Genomic DNA, 23238 nt, shown 5'->3' on the forward strand with positions numbered 1-23238 from the left:
TTCAGACACAAAAAAACCACCCGTAGGTGGTTTCACGACACTGCTTATTGCTTTGATTATTCTGCTTTTCCCATGGTACCCGGAGCGGGACTTGAACCCGCACAGCGCGAACGCCGAGGGATTTTAAATCCCTTGTGTCTACCGATTCCACCATCCGGGCTCGGGAAGAAAGTGGAGGCGCGTTCCGGAGTCGAACCGGACTAGACGGATTTGCAATCCGCTACATAACCGCTTTGCTAACGCGCCTTAAATCTTTGTCTTGCGACTGACACCCGCAACTGCCGATGTCTTAATCTGGAGCGGGAAACGAGACTCGAACTCGCGACCCCGACCTTGGCAAGGTCGTGCTCTACCAACTGAGCTATTCCCGCATCATCAAGCAAATCGTTAATCACTTGATTTTACTATCGTCTGGCAATCTGCGCTGCCGTTCGATGCGTTGCATTCTACTTACCTGACGCAATGAGTCAACGATATTTTTCGCCACTTACGCTCGTTTGCTGAAATTTACGGCGAAACGATCACTGTTCAAGCAAATCCCCACGCGCGGCGTTCAAATACTGGAACATTGACCACAGCGTCAGGACCGCAGCGACGAAGAACAGTGCAATCCCCGCGTACTCCACCCAGATATTCGGACGCCACAGCAGCCAGGCCAGCGCTGCCATTTGCGAGGTGGTTTTGACTTTGCCGATCCAGGAGACCGCCACGCTGCTGCGCTTACCCAGTTCCGCCATCCATTCACGCAGCGCGGAAATGATGATTTCACGTGCAATCATCGTGGCCGCGGGCAGCGTCACCCACCAACTGTGATAGTGCTCGGTCACCAGTACCATCGCAATTGCCACCAGCACTTTATCCGCAACCGGGTCGAGAAACGCACCAAAGCGCGTACTCTGGTTCCAGCGACGCGCCAGAAAACCGTCAAACCAGTCGGTCACCGCAGCGATACAGAAGATCAGCGCAGCAACGAACGGCGCCCAGGTGAATGGCAGATAAAACACCACGACAAAGAATGGGATAAGTATGACGCGAAACAGCGTAAGCAACGTTGGAATATTAAATTGCATAGTGACGGGTAACTATCTGTTGTCAGAGAATTTACCCCTATGTTGCTACAGCGGACTCAATGTTTCAACGACCAGAAGATCTTTTCTGCCAGTCCTTGCGAAATACCCGGCACTTTTGCAATTTCTTCAACGCTGGCGTTACGTAATCCTTGCAAACCACCCATATATTTCAACAACATTTGGCGACGCTTCGGTCCAACGCCTTCGATGGTCTCCAGCGTACTGGTGTTTTTCACTTTCGCCCGTTTTTTACGGTGGCCGCCAATGGCATGATCGTGGGACTCATCGCGGATATGCTGAATCACATGCAATGCCGGCGAATCCGGCGGCAAGCTAAATCCCTCACCTTCCGGTTCAAAGAACAGCGTTTCCAGACCGGCTTTACGGTCAGCGCCTTTTGCAACACCTAACAGCAGAGGGTGGTTTTTATCCCAGGGGACATCCAGCTCGGCGAAAACGGCCTTCGCCTGCCCCAGTTGCCCTTTTCCGCCGTCGATCAGGATCACATCCGGAATCTTACTTTCTTCGATGGCTTTACCATAACGGCGACGCAGTACCTGATTCATTGCCGCATAGTCATCGCCCGGCGTGATACCGGTGATATTGTAGCGACGGTATTCCGCACGCAGCGGCCCGTTCGCATCAAAGACCACGCACGATGCCACCGTCTGTTCGCCCATCGTGTGGCTGATGTCAAAACATTCCATCCGTTTTACAGCTGGCAGCTTCAGCACGGTTGCCAGCGCCGTCAACCGTTGGGTAATGGTCGACTGCTGAGAGAGTTTCGTGGTCAGCGCCGTGGCGGCATTGGTCCGCGCCAGTTTCAAATAACGTGCGCGATCGCCGCGGGGTTTGGTCTGCACATTAATACGACGCCCTGCCAGTTCAGAAAGCGAATCGGCCAGCAGCGTTTTGTCGTGCAGATTGAAATCCAGCAGGATCTCGCCAGGCAACGTGCGCATCTGGCTGCCCTGGAGGTAGAATTGCCCGACGAAGGTTTCTACCACTTCGCCCAGTTCAGTCCCTCCCGGCACTTTCGGGAAATAACTGCGGCTGCCCAGCACTTTCCCCTGGCGGATAAAGAGCACATGGACACAGGCCATCCCGGCATCAAACGCAACGCCGATCACGTCCAGATCGTCCCCCGCGTTGGAAACGAACTGTTTCTCCGTCACCCGGCGCACGGCCTGGATCTGATCGCGTATACGCGCAGCCTCTTCGAACGCCAGATTTTGACTGGCTTTCTCCATCCGCGCGATCAGTTGAGTTAAGACCTGGTCATCTTTACCGGATAAAAACAACCGAACATAGTCAACCTGCTGCGCATACTCTTCTTCACTCACCAGGCCTTCGACGCAGGGCCCCAGGCAACGGCCGATCTGGTATTGCAGACAAGGGCGCGAGCGATTGCGATAAACGCTGTTTTCACACTGACGGATCGGGAAAATTTTCTGTAACAGCGCCAGCGTTTCACGGACGGCATAGCCGTTGGGAAACGGGCCAAAGTATTCGCCTCGGGTATGTTTCGCGCCACGGTGCATAGCCAGCCGGGGATGCGTATCCGCGCTGAGAAAAATAAAGGGATAGGATTTGTCATCACGTAACAGCACGTTGTAACGCGGCTGATACAGCTTGATATAGTTGTGCTCGAGCAGCAACGCTTCCGTTTCGGTGTGCGTCACCGTCACATCGATTTGCTGAATGAGCGCAACCAGCGCTTCGGTCTTACGCGAAGCCAGGTTGCTGCGGAAATAGCTGGAAAGCCGTTTTTTCAGGTCTTTCGCTTTACCCACATAGATAACCGTACCACCGGCATCATACATACGATAAACGCCGGGTTGACTGGTTACGGTTTTTAGGAACGCTTTCGCGTCAAACTGATCGCTCACTGGCTTGTTAACGTCTCCGCATTACACAGGCCATGGCGAATTGCCAGGTGAGTCAGCTCTACATCACCATGAATGTTTAGTTTACTGAACATACGATAGCGATAGCTGTTCACCGTTTTAGGGCTGAGATTCAACTGCTCGGAAATCTCATTCACCTTCTGACCTTTAGTGATCATCAGCATAATCTGCAATTCGCGCTCAGACAAACTGGCAAACGGGGTTTCCGTTTTTTCGGGTTCAATCTGGCTTAATGCCATTTGCTGGGCGATGTCAGAAGCAATGTAGCGCTGCCCGGAATAAACCGAGCGGATGGCACTTACCACTTCCTGAGGCGCAGCGCCCTTACTCAGGTAACCTGCGGCTCCGGCCTGCATCACTTTTGCCGGCAACGGGTTTTCCGTGTGAACGGTCAACATAATCACTTTAATATCGGCAGTTGAACGCGCAATTTTGCGCGTGGCTTCAAGGCCACCAATACCGGGCATGTTCATGTCCATCAACACGACGTCGACGGTGTTGGCGCGACACCATTTAACGGCATCCTCACCGCAACCTGCTTCACCGACAACTTTTATACCCTTTATATCTTCAAGAATGCGTCGTATCCCTGCGCGCACCAGTTCGTGGTCATCAACAAGAAGAACGTTGATCAAAGGAATATCTCCAGAATAGGGATAACGCTACTGATAGTGGATCGCCACTATATTAGCGGGTTTTATCTCAACTTTAAAACGTAAAAAACGTCCGGTAACCGATTTTGCTCTCGTTTTCGGAAATTAGTCTGTACGCTTTGTGGAAACTTAGGCTAAGAACAGCCAGTTACACGCACTATTTTCGGGAACGAGGTTTCACAATAGTGACAAAAGCTCGCTTTCTCTCGCCTAAATGCTAAATAGACAGGTAAGTTTGTAACAATAATTAACGAGTAAAATACTCGGAATAAACAATAAATGAGGAAAATATAGACTTCTTATGTTGTTGTTTAATTTAACTCCGCTGGTGTGATTTCCGATCGAAAAACAACCACTGCTATTTTTCCCTCAGCTTATGGTATACTCCGCGGCCTTAACATTTATCATCGCAAATTTTTACTGAAACATTACGAGGAAAATAAATGAGTACGCCTGATTTTTCCACTGCCGAGAATAATCAAGAACTGGCTAATGAAGTCACCTGCCTGAAGGCGCTGTTAACGCTGATGCTGCAAGCCATGGGCCAGGCCGATGCGGGCCGCGTGATTCTTAAAATGGAAAAACAGATCGCGCTGGTCGAAGACGACGCGCAGGCTGCAGTATTTTCCAGCACTGTTAAGCAAATTAAACAAGCTTACCGTCAGTAAAGAAAAACCGGCTGAGAGCAATGCTTTCAGCCGGTTTATCGTCTGCCACGCAGAACGTTTATTGTTTCAGATAAGCCCGGTCGCCGCGGCATAGCACGCAATCTGCGTCTTATTCGGCGCGTTAAACTTCTTCTGCATATTCTTCTGGTGAAAGTTAACGGTATTTTCTGATATCGACAGAATCATCGCAATTTCAGCTGAAGTCTTCCCTTCCGCCGTCCATTTCAGAATCTCTTTTTCTCGTTTGCTAAAGCGCATTTCCGGCGCCATCACCATTTCATCTTCGAGTCGGGAAAGTGCCGTTAAGCTTTCGCGCACCAGCAACTGCAGTTTCAATTCGACTTCATCGCCCGCAAACGGCGTATTACGCAGGCTTGACCGTGAGACCGAGAGAAAGCCTAATGCGCGATTTGGCAGCATGAGACATTGCGTGACGCCTTTGCGTAATCCGTGTGAACGAGCAGCATCCCACATCGTCTGCGCGTCACTGAATAATGCGTCATTCCAGGGCAGATGTCCCTGGATGAAGTTTTCCGGCTTCAGCACAGGATCAATCGCGAAATAGTTTTCCGCCTGATATTGCGAAACCCACGCATCGGGATAAGTGGTATGAAGGGAAATTTTAGGACGCGTGAACGGAACCGGATGCCTGACACACAGCGCGTAATAATCAAATTCCAGCAATAGTGTCTGCTGCTGTAATTCGCTGTAGACGTCTTCTGCGCAAGTCATTTCGTGAAAGCGTAACAGCATCGTCCGTCGCCAGGTAAAGAAATCTAAATCCTGCATACTCAGTATTCGCACCCTTGAGAGTGATAATCATTTTAAATGTGAGAAATAACCTATCACATAAACATACGGTAGATGTATAAAATATCGGTCAGGGAGCAGATTACTTGAGCGTTGTTTCAGTTCGCGTATTTTGTCCAGGGAAATACGTTCATCATCATGCGTCTGGTATTACTATTTATGCATCTCCACTCGGCCGAAATGGGATAATCCCGGACGAGTGGAGAAAACCAATCATTGCAGCAGAAACTTCTCAAGAAACTGACGGGTTCTCGGTTGCTGTGGATTGGCAAATAGCGCTTTGGCTGGCCCCTGTTCCACAATGCGCCCCTGATCCATAAATATCGCCCGGTCCGCAACATCGCGGGCAAAGCTCATTTCATGGGTCACAATCACCATGGTGCGTTTTTCCTGCGCCAGTTGACGGATAGTGCTCAACACCTCGCCCACCAGCTCAGGATCGAGCGCAGACGTCGGTTCATCAAACAGAATCACTTCCGGGCGCATGGCCAGCGCACGGGCAATCGCCACTCGCTGCTGCTGCCCGCCGGATAAGCGCCGCGGGTAGCTGGTCTCTTTCCCGGCCAACCCCACTTTCGCCAGCAGTTCCCGCGCCCGCGCCATCGCCTCTTCTTTGCCCTCGCCTTTCACGATAACCGGACCTTCAATGATATTCTCCAGTACCGTGCGATGGGGAAAGAGATTGAAGCTCTGGAACACGAAGCCCACATGCTGGCGCAACTGGCGAATCAGCGTTCGTTGCTGACCGAGCGATCGCGCCGTATCAATGGTGATATCACCCACGGTGATCGTACCCGCTTCCGGTTGTTCCAGCAGGTTAATACTGCGCAGAAGCGTCGTTTTTCCCGACCCGCTGGGACCGATGATCGCGACCACCTCTCCCGCCTGCACTTGCAGATCGATGCCGTGCAGCACCGTCTGCCCATGAAATTTCTTGACCAGGTTTTTTACGTCGATCGCACTCATTTCGGCTCTCTCTCCTGGCGGTTCAGTTGATTTTCAAAGTAGTTCTGCAATGAAGACAGCACGGTTGCCATGATCCAATAGATCAGCGATGCCGCCAGATACATGGTGAATACCTCCAGCGTGCGCGAGGTGATCAGCTGCGCCTGACGGAACAGTTCTGGCACCTGGATGGTGGCCGCCAGCGACGTGTCTTTCACCAGACTGATAAAACTGTTGCTCAGCGGCGGCAGCGCTACCCTGGCAGCCTGCGGTAAAATGGCGCGACGCATTGTCTGCCACGGCGTCATCCCGATACTGGCAGCCGCTTCCCACTGTCCTTTATCAATCGATGAAATCGCCGCGCGCAGCGTTTCCGCGGCATAGGCCGCCGTATTGAGCGACAGGCCAATCATTGCGGACGGCACCGGATCCAGCTCAATACCAAATTGCGGCAGACCGTAGTAGATCATAAACAGTTGTGCGATAAGCGGCGTACCGCGAAAAATAGAGATATAGAAACGCGCCAGCCAGCGCAGTGGCAGCAGCGGCGACAGGCGCATCAGCGCGAGGATAAATCCCAGCAGCAGGCCGAAGAACATCCCGCCAATACTGAGTTGCAGCGTAAACACAGCCCCTTTGAGCAGATACGGCAGGGAATCAATAACCAGTTGGATACTTTCTTGCATGAGCTTATCCGAAATTACACGTGTGGATGGTAGGCAAACAGCGCAGGCGCCCCACCAGTATGGATAAAGAGAATCGGGCCTTCGTCTTTAAAGCGTTTCTGGCTGATTCCGTCAATCAGTCCGGCCATCGCTTTTCCGGTATAGACGGGGTCGAGAAGGATCCCTTCCAGACGCGCCAACAACTTCACGGCTTCCATCCCCTCTTCATTTGGCGTGCCATAGCCTGGGGCATAGTAGTCATCCCACAACAAAATCTCCGCCGCCGCTGTCAGTTCCAGTTCTCTGGCAACAGCCTGTTGCAGCGCCACCACTTTCGGTTTTTGATCGGCTACGCTGCGTGAAACGGTTACGCCAATCAGATCCACATCCGGCATCAGTTGTTCCAGCCCAACCGCCAGCCCGGCGTGCGTTCCTGCACTGCCAGATGCTACCACCACCGAAGAGAGCTGCACCGCGCCTTCACACTGCTGAGCGATTTCCAGCGCGCTTTCAACATAGCCTAATGCCCCCAACGCGTTTGAACCACCAACCGGTATAATGTAGGGACGAAAGCCCTGCGCTTCGATTCGGGTGGCCAGTTCTTGCAATTGGGCATCCGGTGCATGTAGCGCATCGCACATCTCAACCTGTACGTTGAACAGATCCAGCAGCAGTCGGTTGCCATTGGTGAGATAGTTTTCCGCCGTGGTGCCAATGGGGTTTTCCAGCAGCGCCACGCAGTGCAGTCCCAGCTTCGCGGCGACCGCCGCCGTCTGACGCACGTGGTTAGACTGAATCGCGCCTGCCGTGATCAGCGTATCAGCGCCTTCACGCAGCGCATCTGCGGCCAGGAACTCAAGCTTGCGCAGCTTATTTCCGCCCATCGCCATCGGTGTGACGTCATCGCGTTTGATGAAGATATCCCGTCCCAGGTAGTCAGAAAAGCGCGGCAGGTATTCCAGCGGCGTCGGCGCACCGATAAATTCCAGGCGCGGAAAGCGTGTCAGGTTGTGCAGTGGCATAAAGCCTCCGATTATTCGTTGTTGTGATGTTCTTTTTATTATGCACGTTCAAACGCATGAAATAAAAAAGGCGCTGATTAAAGCGCCTTTTTTTTCATATCGTTTGGACTATTTGGTGATATCCGCGCCAAACCACTTCTCAGAAAGCGCCTTCAGCGAGCCGTCTTTCTGCATTTCAGCAATCGCTGCGTCCACCGCCTTCAGCAGATCTTCATTGCCTTTACGCAGCGCAACGCCTGACTCCTGACGGGAGAAGGCTTCACCGGTGACCGCCAGCGTATCTTTGGTCTTTTTAACCAGATCCAACGCCGCCAGACGATCCACCAGAATGGCGTCGATACGGCCTACGCGCAGATCCTGATATTTCGTCGGGTCATCATCATAAGTCCGGATATCAACGCCCTGGACGTTCTGACGTAACCACTCTTCATAGTTAGTCCCCAGGCCCACGCCCACTTTCTTATCTTTCAGATCGGCTGCGGTTTTAATCGCGCCTTCATTGCCTTTTTTCACCAGCGCCTGGATACCGGAGACGGTATAAGGGGTAGAGAAATCATATTTCTTCTTCCGCTCGTCGGAGATGGTGACCTGATTGATCACCACATCGATGCGTTTAGAATCCAGAGAGGCCAGCATCCCGTCCCATTTGGTCGGTTTCAGCGTGGCTTTCACGCCCAGATGCTTCGCGAGCGCTTCGGCAAATTCCACTTCAAAACCGGTCAATTTACCGTCATCGCCCTGGAAACTGAACGGCGGATAGGTACCTTCCAGCCCCACCAGCAGCGTGCCGCGATCTTTAACCTTCTTCAACAGACCTTCATCTGCAAACGTTTTTGCGCTCATTCCCGCGACAAGCGCCACAGCCATCACGCCCATCAGCGCCTGGCGTCCCAGAAGTGCTAATTTCATATTTACCCCGAATGTTGTTATGAATGCCCGTAGTGTAGAGCGTTTATGGGTAACGACATAAATCACTCTGCTACATCTTATTCATTTTTAATATATATCAGAAGTCATCCGGAGGGAGGAATTCTGTTGCGGTTCGGGGCGAGCATGCGCTTTATATTGGGCGTACTTACGCAGTGCGATGCGATAGTTGTTGGTGCTGGTCTCCGGCAGCCACGGCGCCAGGTTTTCATCAAGATAACCGTCCTGGAGTAGATCGTGAGAAATTTTCTGCTCGCTGAGATGGTTACCGAGACGGCGCAAACGGACAACATACTCGCGTACGGTTCCGTGGCTCATTTCGGTCTGTTCAAACAGGAATTGTTTAAAACCAATGATGTCGAAGAAATCGCTCTGCGTTTTGCAGTGCAGATCGCCGCAGAAACGGCATAGCGCCACCCACTCTTTCTGCTCCTGCTGCCAGGCGGCTTCATCCATGAGCGTATCGAGGCGGGAAATGGCGATTTTATTGACGATCTGCCCTTTGCGCACCAGCGTGATGCGATCCAGTAACTTGTGGCAATGGGCGCAATGCGTCTGGCTGTGTTTAAAGTCTTTGAGGTAGCGGCTTAGAGGCCGTCTTTTTGATTGCTGCACCGTCATGAGAACTCCTGGTAGTCAATACGTTGTGCGGCATTTTTCAGCGCCGACAACGTCGTTCGCTATAACTTACCCAGCTTCGTGCGTAACCGTTTTATGGCCTGACTGTGCAACTGGCTGACCCGTGACTCTCCGACTTCCAGAACCGCGCCAATCTCTTTGAGATTGAGTTCTTCCTGGTAATAGAGCGTGAGCACCAGTTGTTCGCGTTCCGGAAGGGCTTCAATGGCATCCATCACGCGCTGGCGCAAATTGCTCTCAAGGAGCTGTTGTAACGGGTTTTCCTGCTGGTGTTCTTCTGTCACCAGCTCGATACTATCGCCATGCTCTTCCCGCCACTCGTCATAGGAGAAGAGTTGGCTGTTGTTGGTATCAAGCAACATCTGACGATATTCTTCTACAGGAATCGCCAGCCGCTCCGCCACCTCAGTTTCCGTCGCGTTGCGCCCTAATTCCTGTTCCAGTTGCCCCATCGCCTGTGCCACTTCGCGGGCATTGCGCCGAACGCTACGCGGCACCCAGTCGCGGCTGCGTAGTTCATCCAGCATCGCCCCACGAATACGCTGCACTGCGTAAGTGGTAAATGCCGTTCCTTGCAGAGCGTCATATCGGTCAACTGCATTCAATAACCCGATACCGCCCGCCTGTAGCAGATCGTCCAGTTCTACGCTCGCGGGCAAACGCACCTGCAGGCGCAACGCTTCGTGACGCACCAGCGGTACATAACGCTGCCACAGCGAGTGTTTATCCATTACACCTTCAGCGGTATACAGTGAATTCACGATAAACAGCCCTGCGTTAAATGAGTTATCGGCATGATTATCCGTTTCTGCAGGGGTTTTAATCGGGTGAATAGTGGGTGAAATGAGGGGTTATTTAGGGGTTACCGGTAAAGCCAGAACGAAAAAACCCCGCCGGAGCGGGGTTTGCGCAAGAAGCGTAAATTAACGCAGCAGAGACAGAACGTTCTGCGGAACCTGGTTAGCCTGTGCCAGAACAGAAGTACCTGCTTGTTGCAGGATCTGTGCTTTGGACATGTTGGACACTTCGGTCGCGTAGTCAGCATCTTCGATACGGCTACGTGCAGAAGTCAGGTTGTTAACGGTGTTGCCCAGGTTGGTGATGGTAGAATCGAAACGGTTCTGTACCGCACCCAGGTCAGAACGCAGAGCGTCAACCTGTGCCAGCGCAGCGTCGATCACAGCCAGCGGGTCTTCAGTGCTGGTGCTGGCTTTCGCCACGTCTTCGTTAACCAGTTTAGCGCTACCGTTTTTGTCGGTAGTCAGGTACATGACTTTATCGTCAGCATCGTTAGTCACAACGCCGTCAACGTCAACGTTATAGGTTGCACCGCTTGATTTCAGCGTGCTACCTGTTTTGGTTGCACTGACGTTCTGCAGATCGGTTACTGTAGCGGCTTTGTTGGCGGTTGTTGCGTTAGTGGTCAAAGTTCCACTTTGAGAAGCATACAGTGCTACGTCAGTCTTAACTGTTGCTTTATCTCCATCAACATCTTCACCAGCAACAGTGAAGGTGACGGTTTTTCCATCGACTTTCGCCGTATAGGTACCATTACCAAATTCGTCAGAATCAGCTTTAGCGGTGAATTCCATGCCATCATAAGTGAATTTATCACCAGCTTTTGCACTAGCACCTAATTTTGCCAGCCCCTCAGCACTATCATTTTGGGCTGCAGTGGTTGTATAAATGGTGGAAGCTGTATTACCAACTGTGGCCGTATCAATTAAGCTGCCATCTTTCGCACTAACATACAGTGCCTTACCATCGTTCATTACTGTCTGGGATTTAACATCAACAGTAATTTTGGTTGATTCCGCAGAATAGTCAGCATCACCAGGATTTTTAGTACCATCGCTAACCATAGCGGTGTAGTTATCAGTACCGGTCGCGCCAAATTTAGAAATCAGGTCGCTGGCAGTGGCTTTCTGCGCGCCGTTCACGCGGAAGTCAGACACGCCCAGGCTCTGGGTGTCGATTTTTTTCAGGTCGATGGAGATGGTTTCGCCGTCGTTAGCGCCAACCTGAATTTTCAGGGTGTTGTCCTGAGCCAGTACTTTCACGCCGTTGAACTGAGTCTGACCGGATACGCGGTCGATTTCGCTCAGACGCTGGGTGATTTCGTTCTGAATAGAGGTCAGGTCGCTATCGGAGTTCGTGCCGTTAGTTGCCTGAACAGTCAGTTCACGCACACGCTGCAGGTTGTTGTTGATTTCGTTCAGAGCGCCTTCAGTTGTCTGCGCAATGGAGATACCGTCGTTGGCGTTACGAGAAGCCTGAGTCAGGCCCTTAATGTTAGAGGTGAAGCGGTTAGCAATCGCCTGACCCGCAGCATCGTCTTTCGCGCTGTTGATACGCAGACCGGAAGACAGACGCTCAATAGCAGAACTCAGGGTAGACTGAGATTTGTTCAGGTTGTTCTGGGTCAACAGCGACAGGCTGTTTGTATTAATGACTTGTGCCATGATCTTTTCCTTATCAATTACAACTTGATGTTATTGGGCTGTTGCCCACGGTTTCTCACCGTAACCCTTGTATCGGCACCTGAATTTCGAACTTTAGAGAATTTTGAGTTTCCCAATCATTTTTTCTTAGCCATTGAAATACCCTCTTTATACGCCATTATTCCGGGCATTATTTTTCGAAAACTATTATTAAACTTTGCCCCGGGATTGCCGATAACGCGTTTAACTACTGTTTGCAATCAAAAGGAATAAGGCATGGCTTCGTTTACATCATTGGGCGTAGGCTCAAACTTACCACTGGACACATTGCTGACGAACCTGACCACTGCAGAAAAAAAACGCTTAACGCCTATTACACAGCAACAGAGCGCAAATACCGCGCGATTAACGGCTTATGGCACGCTTAAAAGCGCACTGGAAAAGTTTCAGACCGCCAACACCACTTTGAACAGTGCCGATCTTTTTAAGAGCACAACCATTACCAGCAGCACGGAAGATTTAACCGCGACGACGACTGCGGGCGCAGCAGCAGGAACTTATACCGTCAGCGTGACCAAACTGGCGCAGGCGCAGTCACTTAGTACCACAGTAGACATCAGTTCCACGAAAGATGCGCTGGGTGATACCTCTTCTGACACTCGCACCATCAAAATTGAACAAGCCGGGCGCAAAGAGCCGCTGGAAATTAAACTGTCTAAAGACCAGACGTCTCTGGAAGGTATTCGCGATGCCATTAACGATGCCGATAGTGGTATTTCGGCCAGTATCGTCAAAGTAAAAGAAGGTGATTATCAGTTAGTTCTCACTGCCGACTCTGGCACTGAGAACACGATGACAATTTCGGTTGAAGGCGACAGCAAACTTAACGATTTATTAGCCTATGACAGCACCGCTGGCAGCGGGAATATGAAACAGCTGGTTAGCGCGCAAAATGCGCAACTTACCGTTAATGGCATCGAGATTGAGCGTCCCAGTAATACGATTACCGATGCGCCGCAGGGCGTCACGCTGAATCTGACCAAAGAAGTCACCGACGCACGCCTGACGGTCACCAAAGACAATAGCAAAGCGACTGATGCGATTAAAGGCTGGGTGGATGCCTATAACTCCTTGCTTGACACCTTCTCATCACTGACCAAGTACACTGAGGTGGATCCTGGAGCAGAAGAACAGGATCAAAATAACGGTGCGCTGCTCGGGGATAGCGTTGTGCGTACTATTCAGACGGGTATTCGCGCTCAGTTTTCTAATGCCGGCAGCACCGGAGCCTTTAAAACCCTGAACGAAATTGGCATCACATCCGACGGCACAACCGGGAAATTAAAAATCGACGATGCCAAACTGAAAAAAGCGCTGGATGAAAATACCGCTGGTACACGCGAATTACTGGTCGGTGATGGTAAAGAAACCGGAATCACCAGCAAAATTGCAGAGCAAGTTAAAGGTTACCTGGCCGACGACGGCATTATTGATAGTGCACAAGACAACATTAACGCCACACTGAAAAAGCTGACCAAGCAATATCTGGCCGTCAGCACCAGTATCGACGATACCATTGCGCGGTATAAGGCTCAATTTACGCAACTGGATACCATGATGAGCAAGTTGAATAACACCAGTAGCTACCTGAACCAGCAATTTACTGCGATGACCAGTTCCTGATAACCAGAGGTAAACATGTATACCGCGAGCGGTACCAAAGCTTATGCGCAAATCAGCGTGGAAAGCGGCGTGATGAGTGCGAGTCCGCACCAGTTGATCGAAATGTTGTTTGATGGCGCAAACAGCGCCCTGGTGCGCGCTCGCCTGTTTTTAGAGCAAGGTGATATTACCGCCAAAGGGGAAGCATTGAGTAAGGCTATCAATATCATTGATAATGGTCTGAAAGCGGGACTGGATCAGGAGAATGGCGGCGAACTCGCCGACCATCTCTCTTCGCTGTATGACTATATGATCCGTCGTTTATTACTTGCTAATTTACGCAATGACAGTCAAGCCATTGAAGAAGTGGAAGGGTTACTCGGCAACATTGCGGAAGCCTGGAAACAGATCTCACCGAAAGCATCTTCCCAGGAGTCTCGTTAATGACCTCAGCCGTGGAGTTTATCAACCGTTGGCAGCGCATTGCGCTGCTCAGTCAGTCGCTGCTCGAACTTGCGCAGCGGGGTGAATGGGACCTTTTACTGGAACAGGAAGTCACCTATCTGCAAAGTATTGAAGCGGTCGTTGAAACGCAAACTCCACCGGGCATGACACGCAGCATTCAGGATATCGTGGCCAGTTATATCAAACAGACGCTGGATAACGAAGAATGCCTGAAAGGTTTACTGCGCCAACGGCTCGATGAGCTTAGTGGTCTGATAGGCCAGTCAACGCGTCAGCAGTCGCTCAACAATGCTTATGGTCGACTTTCTGGCATGCTGCTGGTACCCGACGCTCCCCCTGCTCCACAATAATTCCCGCTACGTTAGCAAAAATCTTCCATACTCCAGAGGTCGTCTACAAGACTTCTGGAGCTCGGAAGATGAAAAACCCCACGTTACTGCAGTTCTTCCACTGGTATTACCCTGAAGGTGGCAAACTCTGGCAAGAGGTGACAGAGCGCGCAGACAGCCTCAATGATATCGGTATCAACATGGTCTGGTTGCCGCCCGCCTATAAAGGCGCGTCAGGCGGCTATTCCGTCGGCTATGACTCTTACGATCTGTTTGATCTCGGCGAGTTTGACCAAAAAGGCTCCCTTGCCACCAAATATGGTGATAAGGCGCAGCTTCTTACGGCTATCGACGCGCTGAAGAAAAACGACATCGCGGTGCTACTCGACGTGGTGGTGAATCACAAAATGGGGGCGGACGAAAAAGAGCCCCTGCGCGTACAGCGGGTCAACGAAGACGATCGCACGCAGATTGCCGATGAGATCATCGAATGCGAAGCCTGGACGCGTTACACCTTCCCGGCGCGAGGCGGTCAGTACTCGCAGTTCATCTGGGATTTCAAATGCTTCAGCGGCATCGACCACATCGAAAACCCTGACGAAGACGGCATTTTTAAAATCGTCAACGACTATACCGGCGAGGGCTGGAACGACCAGGTCGACGATGAAATGGGCAATTTCGATTACCTGATGGGCGAAAACATCGACTTTCGTAATCACGCCGTCACCGAAGAGATTAAATACTGGGCGCGCTGGGTGATGGAACAAACGCAGTGTGATGGCTTTCGTCTCGATGCGGTAAAGCACATTCCGGCCTGGTTCTATAAAGAGTGGATTGAACACGTTCAGGAGGTGGCACCGAAGCCGCTGTTTATCGTTGCCGAATACTGGTCGCACGAAGTGGATAAGCTGCAAACCTATATCGACCAGGTGGAAGGCAAAACGATGCTGTTCGACGCCCCGTTACAGCTCAATTTTCATGAAGCGTCGCGTCAGGGACGTGATTACGACATGAGCCAGATCTTCAGCGGCACGCTGGTAGAAGCCGATCCGTTTCACGCCGTGACGCTGGTCGCCAACCATGACACCCAGCCGTTGCAGGCGCTGGAAGCCCCCGTTGAAGCATGGTTCAAACCGCTGGCCTACGCGCTCATCCTGCTGCGGGAAAATGGCGTACCGTCGATTTTCTATCCAGATCTCTATGGCGCGCACTATGAAGATACCGGAGGCGACGGAGAAACCTATACCATCGACATGCCTGTCATCGAGCAACTCGCCGAACTCATTCTTGCCCGCCAGCGTTTCGCCCACGGCATTCAGACGCTTTGGTTTGATCACCCCAACTGCATTGCTTTCAGCCGTAGCGGAACGGACGACGATCCCGGATGCGTGGTGGTGTTATCCAATGGCGACGACGGTGAAAAAACGCTTATGCTGGGTGAAAACTACGGCAATAAAACCTGGCGCGACTATCTGGGAAACCGCGAGGAGATCGTCATCACTGACGAAAATGGCGGGGCTACGTTTTACTGCAATGGCGGCAGCGTCAGCGTATGGGTCATTGAAGAGGTGATCTGATGAAGCGCCCCGACAGGGAAAAGTGTCGGGGACAATTGATTACGGTAATGGCGTTGGCAGCGGGGATTTCTCCAGCGCGGCGGCACACTCCACCGTTGGACGGTCCACGCGTTGCAGGGTCATCCCGTCATATTCCAGGGTGTTCCCTTCCCGCTCGATCTCATAAAGTTCACGTTTGACCGTCACGTTGGTTAAGTCACCGGACAACATCGTTAGCTTACCCGGCAGCGCAATAACCCTCTGCCACTGGCGACAATCGAGCGTATCGCCCTCTTTGGTCACCACCAGACTGGCAATAGCTTCCGGGCTCACCAGTTTGCGCTGCGGCCCGTTAGTCTGCCAGTACCCTTCCAGCCCGGCGGGCGCAGGCGTTTTGACCACATCATTGTAGTTTTCCACCTCGGCGCATCCCGCTAACATCAGTAACGCCCCAACGATTGCACATTTTTTCATCATTCATCCTGCATGCGAAGAAAAGAGGATTGTGGCATTAAAGGCCTGCGGTCGCCAGCCTTTCGCGGTGCCAGCAGAACTTTGATCCATTTGGGATTACCGCTTAATAGTACCAGGCAAAATTGCCGCCGTGGTGTACTATCCGCTTTCTTGTTTCACACCTTCTGAGTTCAGAGGCAAAACACATGTCATGGCAACAATTCAAACAAGCCTGGTTAGTTAAATTCTGGGCGCCCATCCCTGCGGTCATCGCAGCGGGTATTCTCTCTACGTATTATTTTGGCATCACTGGCACCTTCTGGGCCGTCACGGGTGAATTTACCCGCTGGGGCGGACAAATCCTGCAACTGTTTGGCGTCCATGCGGAAGAATGGGGCTACTACAAGCTGATCCACCTGGAAGGCACCCCGCTCACTCGCATCGACGGGATGATGATCCTCGGTATGTTCGGCGGTTGCTTCGCGGCAGCGTTGTGGGCCAACAACGTCAAACTACGCATGCCGCGCAGTCGCATCCGCATCATGCAGGCGGTGCTGGGCGGGATCATCGCCGGGTTCGGCGCGCGTATGGCGATGGGCTGCAACCTGGCGGCATTCTTTACTGGTATTCCTCAATTCTCTCTGCACGCCTGGTTCTTTGCCCTGGCAACCGCCATCGGTTCCTGGTTTGGCGCACGTTTTACCCTGCTGCCAATATTCCGCATTCCGGTCAACATGCAGAAAGTCTCCGCTGCGTCGCCGTTGACGCAGAAACCGGATCAGGCGCGCCGTCGTTTCCGCCTCGGCATGCTGGTGTTTATCGGCATGATTGGCTGGGCGCTACTGACCGCCATGAACCAGCCGAAGCTGGGTCTGGCGATGCTGTTCGGCGTGGGTTTTGGTCTGCTGATCGAGCGCGCGCAAATCTGCTTCACCTCCGCCTTCCGCGATCTGTGGATCACCGGACGCACCCATATGGCAAAGGCGATCATCTTCGGGATGGGCGTCAGCGCAATCGGTATTTTCAGCTACGTACAACTGGGCGTGGAAGCCAAAATCATGTGGGCGGGCCCAAATGCAGTAATCGGCGGGCTGTTGTTTGGTTTTGGTATCGTGCTGGCGGGCGGGTGTGAAACCGGCTGGATGTACCGCGCGGTGGAAGGCCAGGTACACTACTGGTGGGTGGGTCTCGGTAACGTCATCGGCTCAACGATTCTGGCCTACTACTGGGATGACTTCGCCCCTGCGCTGGCCACCAACTGGGATAAAATTAACCTGCTCAATACCTTCGGTCCGCTCGGCGGCCTGCTGGTAACCTATCTGCTGCTGTTTGCCGCCCTGATGTTAATCATCGGCTGGGAAAAACATTTCTTCCGTCGTGCCGGGCTGACCCCTGCTAAGGAATCCGCATGAAAAACATTGTTCCTGATTATCGCCTTGATATGGTCGGCGAGCCCTGCCCTTACCCTGCCGTCGCGACGCTGGAAGCGATGCCGCAGTTGAAGAAAGGGGAAATTCTGGAAGTGGTCAGCGACTGTCCGCAGTCCATCAATAACATTCCGCTGGATGCGCGCAACCATGGCTATACCGTGCTCGATATTCAGCAAGATGGGCCGACAATTCGTTATTTGATTCAGAAGTAACTGTTTGCCGGAAGGCAACGGCCCCTTATCCGGTCTACAGGGAATCACAGGCCGGATAAGCGCCAACGCCATCCGGCACTCAAACCTACACCTGCATGGACATCACTTCCTGATAGGCCGACACCAGTTTGTTGCGCACCTGAATTCCCATCTGCATGGAAACTGAGGCTTTTTGCATATCGGTCATCACATCGTTGAGCGCAATCCCCGGCTCACCCAGCGTGAATTTTTCCGCCTGTACGCGGGCAGCAGTTTGCGTATCGCTGATGCGGTCCAGCGCCGCGTGCAATTGACCGGCAAAACTCACGGTCGGTTGCGGCAGTGTCTCCTGCGCCCTGGCGCTCATCGCCGTCGCCTGGAGCTGGCTGATAACCCCTTCAATCCCCTGAATCGCTGACATGATAATCCTCTGGATGGTTTTCTACGCAGCAGAGATTACCAGTTTGTCAATAAGATAAAGGCGCTAAATAACGATAAAAAACCCCGGTTTTTGCCGCATAGAAAAAAACGAAACCGCAAATAATGAGACCGTCAATTTTTCGATTTTGCTGACCCGGGAGTGAGTCTTGTTCCACTTTGCAAATAAAGCCGTCCACGAGCAGTCACGAGGTGCGAGATGAACGCGACTGCATCGGCTGCAACCCAATCTAAACCTCTCGAGTGGCTTAATCGCCTGCGTGCGAATCCCAAAATTCCTCTGATTGTGGCAGGCTCTGCGGCCGTCGCCATTATTGTGGCGATGGTGTTGTGGGCTAAAGCGCCTGATTATCGTACGTTATTCAGCAATTTATCCGATCAGGATGGCGGCGCGATCGTCACCCAGTTGACCCAGATGAACATCCCGTACCGCTTCTCGGAAGGCAGTGGCGCGATTGAAGTTCCCGCCGACAAAGTCCATGAACTGCGCCTGCGTCTTGCCCAACAAGGACTGCCGAAAGGGGGGGCGGTGGGCTTTGAGCTGTTGGATCAGGAAAAGTTCGGCATCAGCCAGTTTAGCGAGCAGGTTAACTACCAGCGTGCGCTGGAAGGCGAACTGGCACGCACCATCGAAACCCTTGGCCCGGTTAAGCGCGCCCGCGTACATCTGGCAATGCCCAAGCCGTCTCTGTTCGTGCGTGAACAGAAATCCCCTTCAGCCTCGGTGACCGTCAATCTGGAACCGGGGCGTGCGCTGGATGAAGGTCAAATCACTGCGGTCGTGCATCTGGTTTCCAGCGCGGTAGCCGGTCTGCCGCCGGGCAACGTGACGCTGGTCGATCAGGCCGGTCATCTGCTCACGCAGTCGAATACCAGCAGTCGCGATCTGAACGACGCACAGCTGAAATACGCCAGCGACGTGGAAGGCCGTGTCCAGCGCCGTATCGAATCGATCCTGTCACCGATTGTCGGTAACGGGAATGTCCACGCGCAGGTCACCGCGCAGCTGGATTTCGCCAATAAAGAGCAGACAGAAGAACAGTATCGGCCAAACGGCGATGCCTCTCAGGCCGTACTGCGTTCGCGTCAACTGAATGAAAGCGAGCAAATTGGCTCCGGTCTGCCAGGTGGCGTACCGGGTGCCCTCTCTAACCAGCCTGCGCCAGCCAATACGGCGCCGATCACCACGCCGCCAGCGAATCAGCAAAATGCGCAGAATGCACAAAATGGACAGAACGCGCAGCAGCAGACGGCCACCAGCGCCAGTGCTGGTCCACGTAATACCCAACGCAACGAAACCAGCAACTATGAAGTTGACCGCACCATTCGCCACACAAAAATGAACGTCGGCGATATACAGCGACTCTCCGTCGCCGTGGTCGTGAACTACAAAACGTTGCCGGATGGCAAGCCACTGCCGCTCACTGCCGATCAAATGAAGCAGATTGAAGATTTGACCCGTGAAGCAATGGGCTTCTCGGACAAGCGCGGCGATACCCTGAACGTGGTCAACTCACCGTTCAGCGCTACCGATGACAACGCTGGCGAACTGCCGTTCTGGAAACAGCCGTTGTTTATCGAACAGTTGATCTCGGCCGGACGTTGGTTGCTGGTGCTGTTGGTGGCATGGATCCTGTGGCGCAAAGCGATTCGTCCGCAGTTGACCCGTCGCGCTGAAGAGGCGAAAGCCGCGCAGGAACGCGAGCAACTCCGTCAGGAGACCGAAGAAGCCGTTGAGGTTCGCCTCAGTAAAGATGAGCAGACTCAGCAGCGTCGGGCAAATCAGCGCCTGGGCGCCGAAGTGATGAGCCAGCGCATTCGCGAAATGTCAGATAACGATCCGCGCGTCGTGGCGCTGGTCATTCGCCAGTGGATGAATAACGATCATGAGTAATGCTCTTTCCGGTACCGATAAAAGCGTCATCCTGTTGATGACCATTGGCGAAGATCGCGCGGCGGAAGTGTTCAAACACCTCTCCCAGCGCGAAGTGCAGACCCTGAGCGCCGCCATGGCGAACGTCCGCCAGATCTCCAACAAACAGCTGACCGACGTGCTGGCGGAGTTTGAGCAGGAAGCCGAGCAGTTCGCCGCCCTGAACATCAATGCCAACGAATATCTGCGTTCGGTACTGGTGAAGGCGCTGGGCGAAGAGCGAGCCTCCAGCCTGCTGGAAGATATTCTTGAAACCCGTGATACCGCCAGCGGCATTGAAACGCTCAACTTTATGGAGCCGCAAAGCGCCGCCGACCTTATCCGCGACGAACACCCGCAGATTATCGCCACCATCCTCGTGCACCTCAAACGCGGTCAGGCGGCGGATATCCTGGCGCTGTTCGACGAACGTCTGCGTCACGATGTCATGCTGCGTATCGCCACCTTCGGCGGCGTACAGCCTGCCGCGCTGGCGGAACTGACCGAAGTGCTCAACGGCCTGCTCGACGGTCAGAACCTCAAGCGCAGCAAAATGGGCGGCGTGAGAACGGCGGCAGAAATTATCAACCTGATGAAAACGCAGCAAGAAGAAGCGGTTATTACCGCTGTGCGCGAATTCGACGGCGAGCTGGCACAAAAAATTATCGACGAGATGTTCCTGTTCGAAAACCTGGTCGATGTGGACGACCGCAGCATCCAGCGTTTACTACAGGAAGTGGATTCCGAGTCGCTGCTGATCGCCCTGAAAGGCGCGGAACAGCCGCTGCGCGAGAAGTTCCTGCGCAATATGTCGCAACGTGCGGCAGATATCCTGCGCGACGACCTCGCCAACCGTGGCCCGGTGCGTTTGTCGCAAGTGGAAAACGAGCAGAAGGCCATTCTGTTGATTGTGCGTCGTCTGGCCGAGACCGGCGAGATGATGATTGGCAGCGGCGAGGATACTTATGTCTAACGAGCTGCCGTGGAAAATCTGGACCCCGGACGATCTCGCGCCGCCGCTGGCTGAATTTGTGCCCATGGAGCACGACGATGACCCCGTGTCTGAAGAGGACGAACCCGAGATCAGTGCGGAACAACAGCTTGAGCAACAGTTAGCCCAGCTGAAAATTCAGGCCCACGAGCAAGGTTACAACGCGGGACTGGCGGAAGGACGTAAGTCCGGTCATGAACAAGGCTATCAGGAAGGGTTGGCACAAGGGCTTGAACAGGGCCAGGTGCAGGCGCGCACCCAGCAGGCCCCGCTTCATGCGCGGATGCAACAACTGGTCAGCGAATTCCAGCACACGCTGGACGCGCTGGACAGCGTGATCGCTTCGCGTCTGATGCAGATGGCGCTGGAAGCCGCGCGTCAGGTCATTGGTCAGACGCCCGCGGTAGATAATTCCGCCTTAATCAAGCAGATCCAACAGCTCTTACAACAGGAGCCCCTGTTCAGCGGCAAACCGCAGCTGCGCGTCCATCCGGATGATTTACAGCGCGTTGAAGAGATGCTCGGTGCCACCCTCAGCCTGCACGGCTGGCGTTTGCGTGGCGATCCGACCCTGCACCATGGCGGCTGCAAAGTTTCTGCGGATGAAGGCGATCTCGACGCCAGCGTGGCGACCCGCTGGCAAGAACTGTGTCGTCTGGCCGCGCCGGGAGTGATCTGATGACCTCACGCCTGACTCGCTGGTTGACAACGCTGGATAATTTCGAAGCCAAAATGGCGCAGCTTCCGGCCGTTCGTCGTTACGGACGACTGACCCGCGCCACCGGCCTGGTTCTGGAGGCCACCGGGTTGCAGTTGCCGCTCGGCGCGACCTGCGTGATTGAACGCCAGGACGGAACGGAAACCCGCGAAGTGGAAAGTGAAGTGGTGGGCTTTAACGGTCAGCGCCTGTTTCTGATGCCGCTCGAAGAGGTCGAAGGCATTCTGCCCGGCGCGCGTGTCTACGCCAAAAACATCGCCGGTGAAGGGTTGCAAAGCGGTAAACAGTTGCCGCTGGGTCCGGCGCTGTTAGGTCGCGTGCTCGACGGCAGCGGCAAACCGCTTGACGGCCTTCCCTCCCCCGACACCACGGAAACCGGAGCGCTGATTACCCAGCCGTTTAACCCGTTGCAACGTACGCCGATTGAGCATGTGCTGGATACCGGCGTGCGCCCGATCAACGCCCTGTTAACCGTCGGTCGCGGCCAGCGTATGGGGCTGTTCGCCGGTTCCGGCGTCGGGAAAAGCGTGCTGCTTGGCATGATGGCGCGCTATACCCGCGCCGACGTCATCGTCGTTGGACTGATTGGCGAACGTGGTCGCGAAGTGAAGGATTTCATCGAAAACATTCTCGGTGCCGACGGACGCGCGCGTTCGGTCGTGATCGCCGCACCGGCGGACGTGTCGCCCTTACTGCGCATGCAGGGTGCCGCTTATGCCACCCGTATCGCCGAAGATTTCCGCGATCGCGGTCAGCACGTGCTGCTGATCATGGATTCCCTGACCCGTTATGCCATGGCCCAGCGTGAAATCGCGCTGGCGATCGGTGAACCACCGGCCACCAAAGGCTATCCGCCGTCGGTCTTCGCCAAACTTCCGGCGCTGGTTGAACGCGCAGGTAACGGGATCCACGGCGGCGGTTCCATCACCGCCTTTTATACGGTACTGACCGAAGGCGACGATCAGCAGGACCCGATTGCCGACTCGGCGCGAGCCATCCTTGATGGTCACATTGTGCTGTCGCGACGTCTGGCGGAGGCCGGACACTACCCCGCTATCGACATTGAAGCGTCGATTAGCCGTGCGATGACGGCGCTGATAACGGAACAACACTACGCCAAAGTACGTCACTTCAAGCAGTTGCTGTCGAGCTTCCAGCGCAACCGCGATCTCGTCAGCGTCGGCGCCTATGCCAAAGGCAGCGATCCGATGCTCGATAAAGCCATCGCGCTGTGGCCACAACTGGAGGCGTTTTTGCAGCAAGGTATTTTCGAACGCGCTGACTGGGAGGATTCTCTGTCGGCGCTCGATCTGATTTTCCCGACGGTGTGATGAAGCAAGAGGGTA

The 23238-nt window shown here is 53.6% G+C and carries 25 protein-coding genes and 3 tRNA genes; 12 read left to right on the plus strand and 16 right to left on the minus strand.

What is annotated here, in order from left to right:
• Positions 1 to 73: 73 nt before the first annotated feature.
• The 6 genes from HVX64_RS13985 to uvrY all read right to left on the minus strand — a co-directional run bounded on the left by HVX64_RS13985 (position 74) and on the right by uvrY (position 3612).
• Positions 74 to 160, minus strand: a tRNA-Leu gene (locus HVX64_RS13985).
• Positions 161 to 172: 12 nt separating this feature from the next.
• Positions 173 to 246, minus strand: a tRNA-Cys gene (locus HVX64_RS13990).
• A gap of 49 nt (positions 247 to 295) precedes the next feature.
• Positions 296 to 371: transfer RNA gene (locus HVX64_RS13995), tRNA-Gly, on the minus strand.
• A 150-nt stretch (positions 372 to 521) separates the two neighbouring features.
• Positions 522 to 1070 carry a CDP-diacylglycerol--glycerol-3-phosphate 3-phosphatidyltransferase gene (gene pgsA, locus HVX64_RS14000; protein WP_044257604.1) on the minus strand — a complete coding sequence of 183 codons (549 nt, stop codon included), beginning with the start codon at positions 1068 to 1070 and terminating at the stop codon, positions 522 to 524.
• 56 nt (positions 1071 to 1126) lie between these two features.
• Positions 1127 to 2959, minus strand: a complete 1833-nt coding sequence (gene uvrC, locus HVX64_RS14005; RefSeq protein ID WP_043000306.1) for an excinuclease ABC subunit UvrC — start codon at positions 2957 to 2959, stop codon at positions 1127 to 1129.
• A complete protein-coding gene (uvrY, locus tag HVX64_RS14010) occupies positions 2956 to 3612 on the minus strand; it encodes a UvrY/SirA/GacA family response regulator transcription factor (RefSeq protein WP_043000305.1) in 657 nt (218 codons plus the stop codon). Before uvrY ends, uvrC begins: the two co-directional genes overlap by 4 nt.
• A gap of 348 nt (positions 3613 to 3960) precedes the next feature.
• On the opposite strand from uvrY, the gene HVX64_RS24295 reads away from it, so the two are divergent.
• Together HVX64_RS24295 and HVX64_RS14015 are read left to right on the plus strand one after the other, a co-directional pair.
• On the plus strand, positions 3961 to 4077 hold the full coding sequence (locus tag HVX64_RS24295) for a hypothetical protein (RefSeq protein WP_044257603.1): 117 nt from the start codon (positions 3961 to 3963) through the stop codon (positions 4075 to 4077).
• Positions 4074 to 4298, plus strand: a complete 225-nt coding sequence (locus tag HVX64_RS14015) for a DUF2594 family protein (RefSeq protein ID WP_042318315.1) — start codon at positions 4074 to 4076, stop codon at positions 4296 to 4298. Before HVX64_RS24295 ends, HVX64_RS14015 begins: the two co-directional genes overlap by 4 nt.
• Positions 4299 to 4364: 66 nt before the next feature.
• Here HVX64_RS14015 and sdiA read toward each other — a convergent pair whose 3' ends face one another.
• The 8 genes from sdiA to HVX64_RS14055 all read right to left on the minus strand — a co-directional run bounded on the left by sdiA (position 4365) and on the right by HVX64_RS14055 (position 11768).
• Positions 4365 to 5087 carry a transcriptional regulator SdiA gene (sdiA, locus tag HVX64_RS14020; protein ID WP_043000304.1) on the minus strand — a complete coding sequence of 241 codons (723 nt, stop codon included), beginning with the start codon at positions 5085 to 5087 and terminating at the stop codon, positions 4365 to 4367.
• A gap of 234 nt (positions 5088 to 5321) precedes the next feature.
• On the minus strand, positions 5322 to 6074 hold the full coding sequence (gene tcyN, locus HVX64_RS14025; protein ID WP_043000303.1) for an L-cystine ABC transporter ATP-binding protein TcyN: 753 nt from the start codon (positions 6072 to 6074) through the stop codon (positions 5322 to 5324).
• On the minus strand, positions 6071 to 6739 hold the full coding sequence (gene tcyL, locus HVX64_RS14030) for a cystine ABC transporter permease (protein ID WP_042318310.1): 669 nt from the start codon (positions 6737 to 6739) through the stop codon (positions 6071 to 6073). Before tcyL ends, tcyN begins: the two co-directional genes overlap by 4 nt.
• Before the next feature lie 14 nt (positions 6740 to 6753).
• Positions 6754 to 7740 (minus strand): D-cysteine desulfhydrase, encoded by a 987-nt coding sequence (gene dcyD, locus HVX64_RS14035; protein WP_044257602.1) that lies wholly within the window; start codon positions 7738 to 7740, stop codon positions 6754 to 6756.
• A gap of 108 nt (positions 7741 to 7848) precedes the next feature.
• Entirely contained in the window at positions 7849 to 8649 is an 801-nt protein-coding gene (gene tcyJ / locus HVX64_RS14040) for a cystine ABC transporter substrate-binding protein (RefSeq protein ID WP_043000301.1), read from the minus strand.
• A gap of 87 nt (positions 8650 to 8736) precedes the next feature.
• Entirely contained in the window at positions 8737 to 9288 is a 552-nt protein-coding gene (fliZ, locus tag HVX64_RS14045; protein ID WP_044257601.1) for a flagella biosynthesis regulatory protein FliZ, read from the minus strand.
• A gap of 59 nt (positions 9289 to 9347) precedes the next feature.
• Positions 9348 to 10067 (minus strand): RNA polymerase sigma factor FliA, encoded by a 720-nt coding sequence (gene fliA / locus HVX64_RS14050; protein ID WP_044257600.1) that lies wholly within the window; start codon positions 10065 to 10067, stop codon positions 9348 to 9350.
• A 162-nt stretch (positions 10068 to 10229) separates the two neighbouring features.
• Positions 10230 to 11768: a flagellin gene (locus tag HVX64_RS14055; RefSeq protein ID WP_044257599.1), complete on the minus strand. Its 1539-nt coding sequence runs from the start codon at positions 11766 to 11768 to the stop codon at positions 10230 to 10232.
• 255 nt (positions 11769 to 12023) lie between these two features.
• On the opposite strand from HVX64_RS14055, the gene fliD reads away from it, so the two are divergent.
• The 4 genes from fliD to amyA all read left to right on the plus strand — a co-directional run bounded on the left by fliD (position 12024) and on the right by amyA (position 15780).
• Positions 12024 to 13430 carry a flagellar filament capping protein FliD gene (gene fliD / locus HVX64_RS14060; protein WP_044257598.1) on the plus strand — a complete coding sequence of 469 codons (1407 nt, stop codon included), beginning with the start codon at positions 12024 to 12026 and terminating at the stop codon, positions 13428 to 13430.
• A gap of 15 nt (positions 13431 to 13445) precedes the next feature.
• Positions 13446 to 13853 carry a flagellar export chaperone FliS gene (fliS, locus tag HVX64_RS14065; RefSeq protein ID WP_043000297.1) on the plus strand — a complete coding sequence of 136 codons (408 nt, stop codon included), beginning with the start codon at positions 13446 to 13448 and terminating at the stop codon, positions 13851 to 13853.
• Entirely contained in the window at positions 13853 to 14224 is a 372-nt protein-coding gene (gene fliT / locus HVX64_RS14070) for a flagella biosynthesis regulatory protein FliT (RefSeq protein ID WP_043000296.1), read from the plus strand. The genes fliS and fliT overlap by 1 nt, the downstream gene beginning before the upstream one ends.
• 68 nt (positions 14225 to 14292) lie before the next feature.
• Entirely contained in the window at positions 14293 to 15780 is a 1488-nt protein-coding gene (amyA, locus tag HVX64_RS14075; protein WP_044257597.1) for an alpha-amylase, read from the plus strand.
• 39 nt (positions 15781 to 15819) lie between these two features.
• On the opposite strand, the gene yedD is transcribed toward amyA, so the two are convergent.
• Positions 15820 to 16233, minus strand: coding sequence for a lipoprotein YedD (gene yedD, locus HVX64_RS14080; RefSeq protein WP_043000294.1), 414 nt, complete (start codon positions 16231 to 16233; stop codon positions 15820 to 15822).
• A gap of 185 nt (positions 16234 to 16418) precedes the next feature.
• Here yedD and yedE point away from each other — a divergent pair, with 185 nt between their 5' ends.
• The gene (gene yedE, locus HVX64_RS14085) at positions 16419 to 17624 is read left to right on the plus strand and encodes a selenium metabolism membrane protein YedE/FdhT (protein WP_044257596.1); all 1206 of its coding nucleotides are present in this window, start codon (positions 16419 to 16421) and stop codon (positions 17622 to 17624) included.
• Positions 17621 to 17854, plus strand: coding sequence for a sulfurtransferase-like selenium metabolism protein YedF (yedF, locus tag HVX64_RS14090; RefSeq protein ID WP_000790504.1), 234 nt, complete (start codon positions 17621 to 17623; stop codon positions 17852 to 17854). The genes yedE and yedF overlap by 4 nt, the downstream gene beginning before the upstream one ends.
• Before the next feature lie 85 nt (positions 17855 to 17939).
• Here the strand turns inward: yedF and fliE are convergent, their stop codons facing one another.
• Positions 17940 to 18254 (minus strand): flagellar hook-basal body complex protein FliE, encoded by a 315-nt coding sequence (gene fliE / locus HVX64_RS14095; RefSeq protein WP_043000291.1) that lies wholly within the window; start codon positions 18252 to 18254, stop codon positions 17940 to 17942.
• A gap of 216 nt (positions 18255 to 18470) precedes the next feature.
• Between fliE and fliF the strand changes: the two genes are divergently transcribed.
• From fliF to fliI, 4 genes are read left to right on the plus strand one after another with little or no spacing between them, the layout of a single operon-like run.
• The gene (fliF, locus tag HVX64_RS14100) at positions 18471 to 20165 is read left to right on the plus strand and encodes a flagellar basal-body MS-ring/collar protein FliF (RefSeq protein WP_043000290.1); all 1695 of its coding nucleotides are present in this window, start codon (positions 18471 to 18473) and stop codon (positions 20163 to 20165) included.
• Entirely contained in the window at positions 20158 to 21156 is a 999-nt protein-coding gene (gene fliG / locus HVX64_RS14105; protein ID WP_042318283.1) for a flagellar motor switch protein FliG, read from the plus strand. Before fliF ends, fliG begins: the two co-directional genes overlap by 8 nt.
• Positions 21149 to 21853 carry a flagellar assembly protein FliH gene (fliH, locus tag HVX64_RS14110; RefSeq protein ID WP_043000289.1) on the plus strand — a complete coding sequence of 235 codons (705 nt, stop codon included), beginning with the start codon at positions 21149 to 21151 and terminating at the stop codon, positions 21851 to 21853. The genes fliG and fliH overlap by 8 nt, the downstream gene beginning before the upstream one ends.
• Positions 21853 to 23223 carry a flagellar protein export ATPase FliI gene (gene fliI, locus HVX64_RS14115; RefSeq protein WP_043000288.1) on the plus strand — a complete coding sequence of 457 codons (1371 nt, stop codon included), beginning with the start codon at positions 21853 to 21855 and terminating at the stop codon, positions 23221 to 23223. The genes fliH and fliI overlap by 1 nt, the downstream gene beginning before the upstream one ends.
• Positions 23224 to 23238: the final 15 nt, after the last annotated feature.

It is taken from the genome of Citrobacter sp. RHB20-C16, assembly GCF_013890155.1.
In the GTDB taxonomy this organism is placed as follows: Bacteria; Pseudomonadota; Gammaproteobacteria; order Enterobacterales; family Enterobacteriaceae; genus Citrobacter_A; species Citrobacter_A amalonaticus.

Coding starts and splice junctions, on each gene's coding strand:
- yedE (WP_044257596.1), top strand. CDS start 16,419: ATGTCATGGCAACAATTCAAACAAGCCTGGTTAGTTAAATTCTGGGCG.
- tcyN (WP_043000303.1), bottom strand. CDS start 6,074: ATGAGTGCGATCGACGTAAAAAACCTGGTCAAGAAATTTCATGGGCAG.
- fliI (WP_043000288.1), top strand. CDS start 21,853: ATGACCTCACGCCTGACTCGCTGGTTGACAACGCTGGATAATTTCGAA.
- HVX64_RS14055 (WP_044257599.1), bottom strand. CDS start 11,768: ATGGCACAAGTCATTAATACAAACAGCCTGTCGCTGTTGACCCAGAAC.
- tcyJ (WP_043000301.1), bottom strand. CDS start 8,649: ATGAAATTAGCACTTCTGGGACGCCAGGCGCTGATGGGCGTGATGGCT.
- sdiA (WP_043000304.1), bottom strand. CDS start 5,087: ATGCAGGATTTAGATTTCTTTACCTGGCGACGGACGATGCTGTTACGC.
- amyA (WP_044257597.1), top strand. CDS start 14,293: ATGAAAAACCCCACGTTACTGCAGTTCTTCCACTGGTATTACCCTGAA.
- fliD (WP_044257598.1), top strand. CDS start 12,024: ATGGCTTCGTTTACATCATTGGGCGTAGGCTCAAACTTACCACTGGAC.
- fliH (WP_043000289.1), top strand. CDS start 21,149: ATGTCTAACGAGCTGCCGTGGAAAATCTGGACCCCGGACGATCTCGCG.
- yedD (WP_043000294.1), bottom strand. CDS start 16,233: ATGAAAAAATGTGCAATCGTTGGGGCGTTACTGATGTTAGCGGGATGC.
- fliS (WP_043000297.1), top strand. CDS start 13,446: ATGTATACCGCGAGCGGTACCAAAGCTTATGCGCAAATCAGCGTGGAA.
- fliF (WP_043000290.1), top strand. CDS start 18,471: ATGAACGCGACTGCATCGGCTGCAACCCAATCTAAACCTCTCGAGTGG.
- dcyD (WP_044257602.1), bottom strand. CDS start 7,740: ATGCCACTGCACAACCTGACACGCTTTCCGCGCCTGGAATTTATCGGT.
- fliE (WP_043000291.1), bottom strand. CDS start 18,254: ATGTCAGCGATTCAGGGGATTGAAGGGGTTATCAGCCAGCTCCAGGCG.
- yedF (WP_000790504.1), top strand. CDS start 17,621: ATGAAAAACATTGTTCCTGATTATCGCCTTGATATGGTCGGCGAGCCC.
- pgsA (WP_044257604.1), bottom strand. CDS start 1,070: ATGCAATTTAATATTCCAACGTTGCTTACGCTGTTTCGCGTCATACTT.
- fliG (WP_042318283.1), top strand. CDS start 20,158: ATGAGTAATGCTCTTTCCGGTACCGATAAAAGCGTCATCCTGTTGATG.
- fliZ (WP_044257601.1), bottom strand. CDS start 9,288: ATGACGGTGCAGCAATCAAAAAGACGGCCTCTAAGCCGCTACCTCAAA.
- HVX64_RS14015 (WP_042318315.1), top strand. CDS start 4,074: ATGAGTACGCCTGATTTTTCCACTGCCGAGAATAATCAAGAACTGGCT.
- fliT (WP_043000296.1), top strand. CDS start 13,853: ATGACCTCAGCCGTGGAGTTTATCAACCGTTGGCAGCGCATTGCGCTG.
- tcyL (WP_042318310.1), bottom strand. CDS start 6,739: ATGCAAGAAAGTATCCAACTGGTTATTGATTCCCTGCCGTATCTGCTC.